This window comes from Streptococcus infantis, from assembly GCF_047463655.1.
GTDB classification, from domain to species: domain Bacteria; phylum Bacillota; class Bacilli; order Lactobacillales; family Streptococcaceae; genus Streptococcus; species Streptococcus infantis_Z.
This window is the reverse complement of the sequence record NZ_JASHDM010000012.1, coordinates 45,434-57,863: the sequence shown is the minus strand read 5'-3', so window position 1 is coordinate 57,863 and position 12,430 is coordinate 45,434. Positions and strand designations below refer to the sequence as shown.

Genomic DNA, 12,430 nt, shown 5'->3' with positions numbered 1-12,430 from the left:
GTAAACTATATTGATTATTACAACAACAAACGAATTAAGGTAAAACTAAAAGGACTCAGTCCTGTGCAATACAGAACTAAATCCTTTGAATAAATTAATTGTCTAACTTTTTGGGGTCAGTACAGAATCAGCGTTTTTCTTATGTATTGATTCGTATTGAATGCTTACTTCACTTCTGTAAACACAACGTGTTTGCGAAGTTTTGGTGAGTATTTCTTCAATTGAAGACGGTCTGGAGTGTTACGTTTGTTTTTAGAAGTAAGGTACAAGCGTTCACCAGATTCTTTGTGTTCAAGTGTAATATTTACGCGCATGGTATCTCCCTTCTATTATTCAGCTGATGCAGCTTTAGCGATCTTACGTCCTTTGTAGTATCCTTTAAGTGATACGCGGTGAGAACGTGAGTAATCTCCAGTAGTTTCGTCAAAGTTTACAGATGGAGCTGTCACTTTGTAGTGTGTACGACGTTTGTTTTTCTTCGCTTTTGAAGTGCGACGTGCAGGTACTGCCATTTTGATTTCTCCTTTTAAGATATAAATTCAGTTAGGTTTGATTTTCATCAACTTTAATAGTATATCAAAACTTTTTTGTAAAGTAAAGTTACTTGACAAAAAAAGATAAAAAAATTTTCCTATCCAAGGTTCTGGATAGGAAAATAGACTAAATATCAATCTCGAATGGTTCATCAATGGTTTCTGAGACATATTTCCCGTCTTTTTTTCGTTGTTTGACACATTCGGTGAGAAGATATTCGATTTGCCCGTTGACTGATCGAAAGTCATCTTCTGCCCATGATGCGAGTGCAGCATATAACTTATTCGAGAGTCGAAGGGGGATTTGCTTTTTTTTAGCTTCTGCCATTTCTAATAAAGGCTTCCTGTATTGACAATTGGTTGTGCATCATGATTGCCACAGAGAACGACTAGGAGATTTGAAACCATAGCAGCTTTTCGTTCTTCGTCAAGTTCTACTAATTCTCCTTCATTGAGACGTTCTAGTGCCATTTCAACCATTCCTACAGCGCCATCAACAATCATCTTGCGTGCATCGATAATAGCTGATGCTTGTTGGCGTTGAAGCATAACAGCCGCAATTTCTGGAGCGTAAGCTAGGTAAGTAATACGTGCTTCAAGGATTTCCAAACCAGCGTCCTCTACACGACTTTGAATTTCCTCACGAATGCGACTAGCTACAATCTCACTAGAACCACGGAGGCTTCCTTCATCGGCTTGCCCATCACCTGTAGTATCCACATTCGGAGACACATCGTAAGGATAGATGCGGACAATATTACGGAGGGCGCTATCACACTGCAATGAAAGGTATTCTTTGTAGTTGTCCACGTTGAAAACTGCTTTGGCTGTATCGACAACTCTCCAAGTTACCGCGATTCCGATTTCAACAGGGTTACCTAGGCAATCGTTAATCTTTTGACGAGAATTGCTCAAAGTCATAACCTTGAGAGAAATCTGTTTCTTGCCAATTTCAATGTTTACATCATTGCCATTTGATGATTTCATCCCTGAAAAAGGTGATTTTGTGCTAACATCACCACTTTGACCTAGTCGAGTGTGGTTTGCAGGATTGACCGCTATACTGAAGGGATTGACAAAGTAAAAACCAGGTTCTTTAATGGTACCCGTATAGTTACCAAAGAGGGTCAAAACCAGAGCTTCCTGAGGTTTAACAACTTTTAAACCAGCATGAGCTAGAGCTGAAATTAAGATTAATAAAAGTCCGATAATAATTCCAAAAACGTTTTCCGAACCAGCACCCATGATAAATATAAGGAAACCAAGTACGAGTGCCAACTCAATGAGTACCAATGCTACTACACCATTTGGTTTTGAATTGATTAGTTTTTCAGTCATCAGAATGACCTCCTGCTTTTGATATCTAAATGATATCACTTTAATATATAAAGTCAAGAAATAAATGCAAAATTTTTAAAAAAATATTTCTGTATAGAATTTTCTGAAAATTCAAGAATTTTCTTCTGTTCATTGCTTTTAAAATGTGCTATAATGATACAAACTGAATTGGGAGGGAACAAATGACAGAATTAGATAAACGTCACCGCAGTAGCATTTATGATAGCATGGTTAAATCACCAAACCGTGCCATGCTTCGTGCGACTGGTATGACAGATAAGGACTTTGAAACACCGATTGTGGGAGTCATTTCGACTTGGGCAGAAAATACACCCTGTAATATCCACTTGCATGACTTCGGTAAGCTTGCAAAAGAAGGTGTCAAATCTGCTGGTGCTTGGCCTGTGCAGTTTGGAACCATTACGGTAGCCGACGGTATTGCCATGGGAACGCCGGGTATGCGCTTCTCTCTAACGTCACGTGATATCATCGCGGACTCTATCGAAGCTGCTATGGGCGGTCATAACGTGGATGCCTTTGTGGCTATCGGTGGTTGTGACAAGAACATGCCTGGTTCTATGATTGCCATTGCTAATATGGATATTCCAGCTATTTTCGCCTATGGTGGAACCATTGCACCGGGAAATCTTGATGGTAAAGATATCGACTTGGTTTCTGTTTTTGAGGGTATCGGAAAATGGAACCACGGTGACATGACAGCTGAGGACGTGAAGCGTCTTGAATGTAATGCCTGCCCTGGCCCTGGTGGCTGTGGTGGTATGTATACTGCTAATACCATGGCGACAGCTATCGAAGTTCTCGGTATGAGTTTGCCAGGCTCATCCTCTCACCCGGCAGAATCTGCTGACAAGAAAGAAGACATCGAAGCAGCAGGACGTGCTGTTGTTAAGATGTTGGAACTTGGTCTCAAACCGTCAGATATCTTGACTCGTGAAGCCTTTGAAGACGCCATCACTGTAACTATGGCTCTCGGTGGTTCTACAAATGCCACTCTTCACTTACTTGCCATTGCCCATGCTGCCAATGTTGATTTGTCACTTGAGGACTTCAATACTATCCAAGAACGTGTGCCTCACTTGGCTGACTTGAAACCTTCTGGTCAATATGTCTTCCAAGATCTTTACGAAGTTGGTGGTGTGCCTGCGGTTATGAAGTACTTGCTGTCAAATGGATTCCTTCACGGAGACCGTATCACATGTACTGGTAAAACTGTCGCTGAAAACTTAGCTGACTTTGCAGATCTTACACCAGGTCAAAAAGTCATTATGACACTTGAAAATCCTAAACGTGCGGACGGTCCGCTTATCATCTTGAACGGGAACCTTGCACCAGACGGTGCGGTTGCCAAGGTATCAGGTGTTAAGGTTCGTCGTCACGTTGGTCCAGCTAAGGTCTTTGACTCTGAAGAAGATGCTATCCAAGCTGTCTTGTCAGATGAAATCGTCGATGGCGATGTTGTCGTTGTTCGTTTCGTTGGACCTAAGGGTGGTCCTGGTATGCCTGAGATGCTGTCACTTTCATCAATGATTGTTGGTAAAGGTCAAGGAGACAAGGTTGCCCTCTTGACGGATGGCCGTTTCTCTGGTGGTACTTATGGTCTGGTTGTTGGACATATCGCTCCTGAAGCTCAGGATGGTGGACCAATTGCCTATCTCCGTACAGGCGATATCGTCACTGTCGACCAAGATACAAAAGAAATTTCCATGGCCGTTTCCGATGAAGAACTTGAAAAACGCAAGGCAGAAACAACCTTGCCACCACTCTATAGCCGTGGTGTCCTTGGTAAGTATGCCCATACCGTATCTTCTGCATCACGTGGTGCCGTTACAGATTTCTGGAATATGGAACAATCTGGTAAAAAATAACTAGAAAAATAAGCAGTCGCTAAATGACTGCTTTTTCTAATCCTTTGTGTTATCTCGTGAAATGTGTTAAGATAATTGCTCTAACTATGATTATAAAGGAGTTGCAATGTTTTCACAAAATACAGGAATTATGCTCTACGTAGATGATGTAGCAGTGGAGAGAGACTTTTGGTCTGCTTTCGATTTTGAAATTGTGAACCACTCTGAAATCATGGGATTTGAAACTTTTGAGATGAAACCCAGCCTACTCTTTGAGACAGCAGATCTTCACGGTCTTCATAAACGCCTAGCTGCAGTGACTGACACCACTAGTCCGATCAGTACCCAACCTTTCCCTCACTTTAACTTTGCAAATCCAAGTGGACACTATTTCGCAGTTAGAGGAATCTAATAACAAAAAGGCTCTCTGTTTATTAGCAGAGAGCTCTTGTTTTTTAGCGCGGTGGTAGTCCAAGTGCTATACGTCCATAGCGACTGATGCGTGTAATCTTCCAGGCAGGCGACCAGGTAACTTCAACCCTGACATCCTCAATTCCTTCAATCTGTTTCAGACCTGCCACGATTTCGATTGGTAAACTTTCTGCACAGTCACAGGCAGTATCGGTGAAGGTCATGACAATTGTACAAAGACCAGCCTCGTCCAAATGAATCTCGTAAATCAAGCCAAGATTATAGACATCTAGTTCCACATCTGTATCGTAAACTTTTTCTAGCTTGTCAATGATTTGATCTTCTAATGCTAAAGCACGATCATTGATTTTGATATCTTCTCTCATTGCATTCCCTCCATTTGTAAACTGCACCTATTTTCTCATAATTCTGACAATTTGGCAAGTTTTTCCCAATCAAGACGTAATCCGCCATAAAAACGAAAGCCTAGTGATTGCCATAGTTGAGACAAACTACCCAAAGATCTAACAACCTAGAGTACGGGGATATTGGCATAGGTTAAAGAGATAAGCTTAGAGAATGATTGAGCTTCTAAGACATACTTTCTAAACAGAAAAAGTAGAGAAAGGTCATCTCTACTTTTTAGATATTATTTTGACTTCACAGGTTTATCTGCCAAGGCCTTGATAGCTGATGCTATCGTTTCTGCATAGAGCTTAGCTCCCTCTTCTAGTTTGGCATTATCACTTCCAAAGTGAACCTGGTCTGTTCCTTTCCAAATCTCTGGATGATCTTTAGATACCTGATTCCAGTCCGCAACCTCAATGTAAGGATACTTTTGAGCTACTTCACGCACATAGCTAGCATACTGTTCTACATAAGGCTGAGTTGCTTGAGTTGTATCACCCTCATAAGGTGTCATAAGTACAAGCTGATGCCCCTTAGGTAGATTTGTTATCAAAGAATCGATATCAGCCTTATAATCCTCAGGGTTATTCACTCCAGTAGCAATAACGACTATTTTAGGGAGGACTTTATTCTGACTGTGATTGAGCATAATAGCATTGGCTTGCTTGGTATTTCTACTTACTTGACCATCTGTCTGAGCGTCTGGTAGAACCTCTTTAAGTCCAGGTGTTGCACGCAAGGTTACAGAATCTCCAATGATGGATACACCTTCGGCAATATTGTAGCGACTTGCTTCTGCTTGATCCGCCATGGTTTTCGTACGGGTAATATTGGTTTGGGCTTGATTGAGGCCATTTACCATCAAATCCGTTTCAAAAGCGCCTACTTGGGGGGCAATAAGCATCACAATCAGTGTCAGCAAGCCAAGAAATCCGACGCTACCCGCAAAGATTGGTTGAATATGCGGAATTTCTTTTACCTTTTGCAATAAGCTACTGTTCTTCCCTGCAATGAAAGGTTCAATCACATAGAAGGAAAGGCTTGCAAAGAGATAAGAAAAGATAGTGGTGAGAATCACTGCTAGTATATTTCCCATTAATTGGGAGAAAATAATATAAAACGGCCAGTGGAAGAGATATACTGCGTAACTGGTATCAGCTAGGAAGCTAATCACCCTTGGCTCCTCAATATTTGGTGTTTTCTCATGCAAGACTCGAGTAGCAAGAATCATAGCAAGTGCAGCTAAACTTGCCAAAAAGAAGCCAAGCAAGTAGGCAAAGAGATAATTGAATTTCACGAAGAAGGTCAATAAGAGCAAAACTCCGAGACCTGCCCCGAATACTAGCAAGGTCTTTTTCAAATCCCAGGTATTATTTAAACGCTTAACAAGAGTAGTCGTTTGACGAACACCTACCAAAGATGCCAAAATACTGCCTAGAAAGAAAGGATAGACGTGAGTAAAGCTAGAAAAGTAGAGTGTCGAGTAGGAGCTAACGATAAAACTACCGATAAACATTGAAAGAAAACCGATGATAAAGACAGCTGATGATAGAAGAAAGACTAGACCTCTTAATTGTCCAGATGATTTTACCCGTTTGGACAAGAACCAAACTGCCAAACCCCACAAGATATAGTAATGAACCTCAACAGCCAAGCTCCAATTATGGACAAATAAATGAGGAATGAATTGAGATTCATAACTTCCCCCTGTTAACATTTCATAGAAGTTAGTCATAAAACCAAGAACACCAGCTATCTGACTACCAATCCCGGCTATATAATCTTGGCGAACCAAGAAAGTAAAGGGCATAACGACGAGAATCATCAAGACGACTGGAGGGAAAATCCGATAGAAACGTCTCCTGAAAAATCCTAGGATATCAATCTTTCCTTTTTGGCCAAATTCTTCTAATAAAAGTGACGTAATTAGGAAACCTGAGAAGGTGAAAAAGACGTCAACCCCGAAGAAACCTCCTGGAAAAACCGTCTGAAAGAAATGGTACAAGAGTACCAAGAGTAAGCCTGTAATCCTGATCAAGGAAAACCATTTAATACGCATACGAGTTTATTCTCCGTTCATTAGAGTAGTAAAAAAACCATCTAATGTTCATTCCATATTACCTTTATTTTATCAAAAAAAGAAGAAAAATCCTAAGAGAAAACTTAGGATTTGAGCTTTAGATTGATAGTCTTAGAAATTACGACCTGATTTATTGTAGCCATATTTTTCAACAAAATGCTCACGGAATTCCAAGAGATTGTCATCCATAATAGCCTGACGGACCTGCTTCATAAGATTGAGCAAGAAGTAGAGGTTATGGTAACTGGTCAAGCGGATACCAAAGGTTTCATCAGCCTTGAGCAGGTGACGAAGGTAGGCACGGGTGTAGTTCTTACATGTGTAGCAATCGCATTCAGGATCAAGTGGTGTAAAGTCCTCCGCAAACTGGGCATTCTTGACAACCAAGCGACCTTGACTGGTCATACAAGTCCCGTTACGAGCGATACGAGTCGGTAAGACACAGTCAAACATATCGACCCCACGAATAACGCCATCAATCAAGCTATCTGGTGCTCCTACTCCCATCAAGTAACGAGGTTTATTCTCAGGAAGGAGTTGAGTGGTGAAGTCCAAAACTGCGTTCATCTCTTCGTGGGTTTCTCCAACTGCTAGTCCACCGATAGAGTAGCCTGGGAAGTCCATGCTAATAAGGTCGTGAGCTGATTGACGACGAAGATCTTCAAATCCTGCACCTTGTACAATCCCAAACAAACCTTGGTCATGTGGACGACGATGAGCTTTCAACCCACGCTCTGCCCAACGGCTGGTACGTTCAATTGACTTCTTCACATAATCATAAGGCTGATAAAATTGAGGACATTCATCAAAGGACATCATGATATCTGAGCCTAGATTGTTCTGGATAGAGATGGCTTTTTCAGGTGAAAGGAACATCTTGGAACCATTGAGGTGGTTTTTGAAAGTCACACCTTCCTCTGTGATATTACGACTATCTGCTAGGGAATAAACTTGAAAACCTCCACTATCTGTCAAGATAGGCTGGTCCCAGTTCATGAACTTATGAAGCCCACCTGCTCGAGCAATCAACTCATCTCCAGGACGTAGCCACAAGTGATAGGTATTAGAGAGGATAATCCCTGACCCCATCTCTTTCAATTCTTCTGGCGATTGGGTTTTAACCGTTGCTTGAGTTCCAACTGGCATAAACATAGGAGTTGGGAAAGTTCCATGTGGCGTGATAATCTCACCCAGACGAGCTCCCGTGTGTTTTTCTTTTTTAATCAAACGATATTTGATTGGTGAATCTGACATTTTTTACCTCCGAAGCTGGGAAAGACAGTCCCAGTTCTTACTTTGTGCCCAAGGGCATACTGTATGATTCTATCAAAAAAAACAGGAACTGTCACGAACTATGGTATAATGAAAGAATGAAATACCCAAAAATTGATTTAAAAGAAGTTCGTCAACAAGCTAAACAGTTTCAAGCTGAACATCCACGTCTATTGCTTGTCTTTTTATTACCAAGCATTTTCCTGATTCTATCCAGCTTTATAAGTCCATTATCCTTACTTTATGAGGGGATTCTTGAGCAATCTTTCTTTACTTTTTTGATGAGCTTGATCCAGTCTTCACTCTTTCCTCTAGCAGTCGGATTTACAAGTTCTATTATCCTAGCTGGTGCTCTGTTTACAACCATTAATCTTTACAGAATTTCCGAGATAGAGCTTTCCTTTAAAGATAGCCTGTCCTTACTTGACAACCGCTTCTTCACCCAGACCTTTCTGACTCTCTTGCTCAAGCGTTTCTATCTCTTTTTGTGGAGCATCCCTAATCTTTTTGGTGTCTACTTGCTCTTTTATAGCAGTGCCATGGCTCGTAAATTTGTAGAACTTCATCCCGAATTTCCAGCCGTAGACGTCACCAATTCAGATATCGAACATTTTCTGCTCACTTTTGCACTCTACTTCTTTGGTAGCGTCTTTCTGATGATTTTGGGAACCATTGCCTATCTGCCACAATACTACGCTTATTCCCAAGTAGAGCTGCTCCTTTGCGATACCCTTGCAATTGGAATTGCCAAGCCAAGTCGCGTACTCAAAACCAGTCGCTTCCTTATGAAAGGCTATAAGTTCCAACGCTTCGTACTTGATTTACAGCTACTTCCTTGGTATCTCCTTATCTGGATCAGCTTCGGAATTGCGAGCATCCCTACTTTCCCTTATATCTATAGTAGTCAATTCTTCTTTTATCAAAGATTACTCGAAATCAAGCGGAGAAAAGTTTAATGTGAATGATTAAAACCAGCACCTTCTATGGAGAGTGCTGGTTTGTTTTTATTTAAATGGTTACTTGATCTCTGTCTTTAATCATGTAGTGTTTTAATGGAGTTAGGCTTGCCAACCAATATAGGAAGCCACCAAAAATCGCCGTAAAGCCACTACCTGTTGTGATTAAGAAGATCGAACTTTGAATTTGTTTAGTTAGGGGATTGTAAACAAAGAGTACCGCAACTAACAGAGATACGAATACACAAGACAAACCAACTAAATTAAATCCCTTAGTAAACTCATAAGCCTGATGTCCATCTAAGAAATAAGCTGATCGTAAATCTAATTTCCGTTTTCTTATCAAGAAATAATCAACAACAATCATTCCAATAATAGGCCCTTGAATATAAGCTGCAAGCGAGATAAAAGAACCAAAATATTCTTCTACACCACCCCAGATTGTCAATGCACTCACATAAACCATGGCAATCCAAACCATCAACTTGTAACTTACCTTAGGCATCCCACTCTTAACAATCATACAGTTCACATAAGATCCAGTTCCTTGTGTTCCGATGTTAGCAAAAGCTACTAGCAATAAACTAAGAAGAGCAAAGGTAGGAGTACTCAAGGTTGAAAGCATCGCAGTTGGATCACTCTCGTAAACTCCTGTTCTTACAAACATAGCTAGAGCCATAACACCACCCGTCGCAGCAAAGAATGGTGCTACCACGCCATAAGATAAAGAAGTAGCCCAATACCCACTACGTTCTGATTTTGCTAAACGTGGTAAAATTAATGCTTGCGTCGACCAAGAAAAGGCAGTCGCTACATTCCCCTCTCCTGAAATCATAAATCGCTCTAGCGGGCTCAAATCTCCTTGTACTGCTGGTTGAACGTTCATAATGTCAGTAATCGGAACTGCTACAAAACAAATTCCAACGATAATCAATCCAACAACTAGTAAAGCAATTACCATAAACCGATTAATACCTTTTATAACCTCCGGTCCACCAAGGGCAATCAAGGTCCCTAATAAGACACAAAGTGTCCCAAGAATTGGTGCCCAAATCCCCTTCTCCAGTCCAAGGCCGAAATTATTAGCTAGATGAATCATAGAACTGGCAAAAAGATTTGCAGTAACTGCATACCAACCAAAATTTGCTAAACTGATAGTTGTTGACAAAAATGCCACTCCACGCTTCCCTAAAACCGCTCGAAGCCAAATCCATAAATCAATTCCGTATCTCACTGCAAACAAGGTGGGAAGACACTCGATAAAGACCCAAATAATATTAAAGCTAAAAATATTGATTAACATCTGGCTGAAGGTCAAATATTGAGCAACATACGCTCCTTGTGTGTAACACCAAGTTGCAATCGCAAAACCACTTGTTGATAAGAATAGATCCCAGAAGGAATATTGCCGATCCTTACTAGTCATTGGAACAATCCCAGTTATGGTTTCTTGTTGAATAAAGTCGGTCGTTTTCGACATTATTTAATTCCTCCTGTCATAGCTAAGATAATCAAGATTAGATTAATTCCAATGATAACACCAATCAAAGCAAAATCTTTTTTTAAGAATGGTTGCGCAAAATCATAGTCTGGAGATTCCATTTCTTCCAGTCTTCGTTTCGTTTCATCTGCTACCAATTGTTCAATTTCAGATACAGATTTCATCTTATTTTTCTCCTAGATATAACTCTAATGAAAGTTGTCCGTATTGTCTGGTAAATCGATACCAAGTATAAAGAAATTCTCCCACAGGTTTTCCAACACTCTCTTGGAATAAGGCCCACAAGAACCAATAATAAGATGTCACTGCCACATAGGCTAAATAATGACGTCTTGTTTTTGTATCTGGAACTTCTTGCAAGTAAATCTCAAGTACTTTCTCAGCTTGTTCAACAGTATAATTCGAACAACCAATGAAGGTACCTAAATCCCCTGCAGGGTCCCCCATACCAGAATACTCCCAATCAATCAGACTCATCTCCTCTTGTTCGTTTAGGAGAAAATTAGGGCTATAGGAATCTCCATGACATAAAACTCTCTCAGTGTCATCCTGTTTTAAAAATTCTCTAATAGTTGAAATGTTTTTATCGAGTTCATCAAGTCCATCAAACTCAAAACGATTGCTAGCCTTCAATTTTTCTCTAAAATCATCAATTCCTACAAATAAATCAAAATTATGGGTTGTCTTCTCTCCAGACTGATGTAGTTTTCTCAAGAGCCCCATAGCTTTTTCTACATGATCCCAATTATCATAATCAAGCGGTCTAGCGTTAGGGATAAATTCTGAAATCTTCCACCCTTCGTTTTTATCCATTGCAACAAATGTTCTGTCTATTTGCAGTTTTGCTGCAATTTCCATAGAAGCTGCTTCGCTTGATCTGTTGATGTATTTTTCAGTTCCTCTTCCAGGATGACGATAAACATATTTTTTATCAAGACAATCAAAGCTAAATGATGTATTGGTCAAACCATCTTTGAGTGGTTTAATATGAACAATATCCGAAGCATCACAATTCAAGGTCTTGCAGATGTTATCAATAATCTCAGAATTAGAATTCATCAAGTAGCGGTCATCAAATTGACGCAACTCATCTAAGGAATCAAATTCTTTAACAATATCCGCTGAATAATGACGAGCTTCTAGATGCAATTCATGAACATTACGGGTATAGTAATCTTCCCAGAGCTGTTCTTTATAGGGCTCGTGTTTAAACTCAGTTTCTAAAATTTTTACGAATTTTTCACTAAAGGCACGGTCAAAATACACATGTCCCACCATAGCCCAAGTATCTTTACCACCAATCTGTATGTCAACAATCATGTTGTTGGAGTCTTCGGTAGCACAATATTCGTCTGTCTCGCCTTCCACAAATATCGTTGAATAGTAACCTCTATAAATATACTTCTCAAATGGATTTTCGGCAAAATAATTGTCCGATGAACAAATGTAAGTATTTGATAGTTGATCTCTAACCAACATTAATGAAGAACAGTTATTGTATTTATAGTAATCATTATTGACAACGATTTTTACACCATATTTTTCAGCAAGGTAAAACATTTTTTCTTGTAAATAACCTACAATAACTGTAATATCTTCTATACCTGCTTCCTGTAGTTGTTCAATTTCCCTTTCAATCAGGCGTTCCCCTTTGACTTTTAACAATCCTTTTGGTACTTCGTAAGACAATGGTGCAAATCGACTACTCATCCCTGCAGCCATAATCACTGCATTTTGTACTCGATAAGGTTCTAAAGCTTCTTTTCCTAACTCAGATAGGTGACCTTCTTGATCAATCCAATTAGCTTCTTTCATTTCTTTAAGCAGGGAATTAATTGTTCCTAAAGAAACTTCCAATTGTTCCGCTAACTGTCTTTGTGTAAACTCCTCTTGTGGATGCTCTTGCAAAAAAGACAGTAATTTAAATTGTTTTTCTGAAATCATATTGATAACCTCTTTTTGTTCAATACTTGTTTAAAAAAGATTATAGTATGAACAGTCGCTTTTGTCAAGTATTATCCAAATAAACTTTAATAGTAAAGAAGTAGTCTTGAATAACATGACCA

The 12,430-nt window shown here is 39.8% G+C and carries 14 protein-coding genes; 4 read left to right on the top strand and 10 right to left on the bottom strand.

The window, feature by feature from the left end; genetic code table 11:
• Positions 1–93 (top strand): IS3 family transposase (locus QM877_RS08285; protein WP_414274103.1); only part of this gene is annotated, 93 nt, incomplete at its 5' end.
• A 71-nt stretch (positions 94–164) separates the two neighbouring features.
• Here the strand turns inward: QM877_RS08285 and rpmG are convergent.
• From rpmG to QM877_RS08265, 4 genes are all read right to left on the bottom strand, one after another.
• Positions 165–314, bottom strand: coding sequence for a 50S ribosomal protein L33 (rpmG, locus tag QM877_RS08280; protein ID WP_001265622.1), 150 nt, complete (start codon positions 312–314; stop codon positions 165–167).
• Positions 315–329: 15 nt separating this feature from the next.
• Positions 330–512, bottom strand: coding sequence for a 50S ribosomal protein L32 (rpmF, locus tag QM877_RS08275; RefSeq protein ID WP_000290417.1), 183 nt, complete (start codon positions 510–512; stop codon positions 330–332).
• A gap of 148 nt (positions 513–660) precedes the next feature.
• The gene (locus QM877_RS08270) at positions 661–861 is read right to left on the bottom strand and encodes a PTS ascorbate transporter subunit IIC (RefSeq protein WP_000796543.1); all 201 of its coding nucleotides are present in this window, start codon (positions 859–861) and stop codon (positions 661–663) included.
• Positions 862–863: 2 nt separating this feature from the next.
• Complete coding sequence (locus QM877_RS08265; RefSeq protein WP_414318129.1) at positions 864–1,871, bottom strand: SPFH domain-containing protein; 1,008 nt, start codon at positions 1,869–1,871, stop codon at positions 864–866.
• A gap of 182 nt (positions 1,872–2,053) precedes the next feature.
• Between QM877_RS08265 and ilvD the strand changes: the two genes are divergently transcribed.
• A complete protein-coding gene (gene ilvD, locus QM877_RS08260; protein WP_414318128.1) occupies positions 2,054–3,757 on the top strand; it encodes a dihydroxy-acid dehydratase in 1,704 nt (567 codons plus the stop codon).
• Between the two features lie 106 nt (positions 3,758–3,863).
• On the top strand, positions 3,864–4,148 hold the full coding sequence (locus tag QM877_RS08255; protein ID WP_075230951.1) for a glyoxalase: 285 nt from the start codon (positions 3,864–3,866) through the stop codon (positions 4,146–4,148).
• Positions 4,149–4,191: 43 nt separating this feature from the next.
• On the opposite strand, the gene QM877_RS08250 is transcribed toward QM877_RS08255, so the two are convergent.
• The 3 genes from QM877_RS08250 to tgt form a co-directional block, all read right to left on the bottom strand.
• The gene (locus QM877_RS08250; RefSeq protein WP_075230952.1) at positions 4,192–4,533 is read right to left on the bottom strand and encodes a metal-sulfur cluster assembly factor; all 342 of its coding nucleotides are present in this window, start codon (positions 4,531–4,533) and stop codon (positions 4,192–4,194) included.
• 263 nt (positions 4,534–4,796) lie between these two features.
• Positions 4,797–6,614 (bottom strand): acyltransferase family protein, encoded by a 1,818-nt coding sequence (locus tag QM877_RS08245; protein WP_414318127.1) that lies wholly within the window; start codon positions 6,612–6,614, stop codon positions 4,797–4,799.
• 132 nt (positions 6,615–6,746) lie between these two features.
• The gene (gene tgt / locus QM877_RS08240; protein WP_414318126.1) at positions 6,747–7,889 is read right to left on the bottom strand and encodes a tRNA guanosine(34) transglycosylase Tgt; all 1,143 of its coding nucleotides are present in this window, start codon (positions 7,887–7,889) and stop codon (positions 6,747–6,749) included.
• 116 nt (positions 7,890–8,005) lie between these two features.
• Between tgt and QM877_RS08235 the strand changes: the two genes are divergently transcribed.
• Positions 8,006–8,863 (top strand): DUF975 family protein, encoded by an 858-nt coding sequence (locus tag QM877_RS08235; RefSeq protein ID WP_414318125.1) that lies wholly within the window; start codon positions 8,006–8,008, stop codon positions 8,861–8,863.
• A gap of 52 nt (positions 8,864–8,915) precedes the next feature.
• Here QM877_RS08235 and QM877_RS08230 read toward each other — a convergent pair whose 3' ends face one another.
• Genes QM877_RS08230 through QM877_RS08220 form a run of 3 tightly spaced genes read right to left on the bottom strand, consistent with a single transcriptional unit; the run spans position 8,916 to position 12,308 of the window.
• Positions 8,916–10,343 (bottom strand): cytosine permease, encoded by a 1,428-nt coding sequence (locus QM877_RS08230; RefSeq protein WP_414318124.1) that lies wholly within the window; start codon positions 10,341–10,343, stop codon positions 8,916–8,918.
• Positions 10,343–10,528, bottom strand: a complete 186-nt coding sequence (locus QM877_RS08225; protein WP_153225647.1) for a hypothetical protein — start codon at positions 10,526–10,528, stop codon at positions 10,343–10,345. Before QM877_RS08225 ends, QM877_RS08230 begins: the two co-directional genes overlap by 1 nt.
• 1 nt (position 10,529) lies before the next feature.
• A complete protein-coding gene (locus QM877_RS08220) occupies positions 10,530–12,308 on the bottom strand; it encodes a phosphotransferase (protein ID WP_153225646.1) in 1,779 nt (592 codons plus the stop codon).
• Positions 12,309–12,430 lie beyond the last annotated feature (122 nt).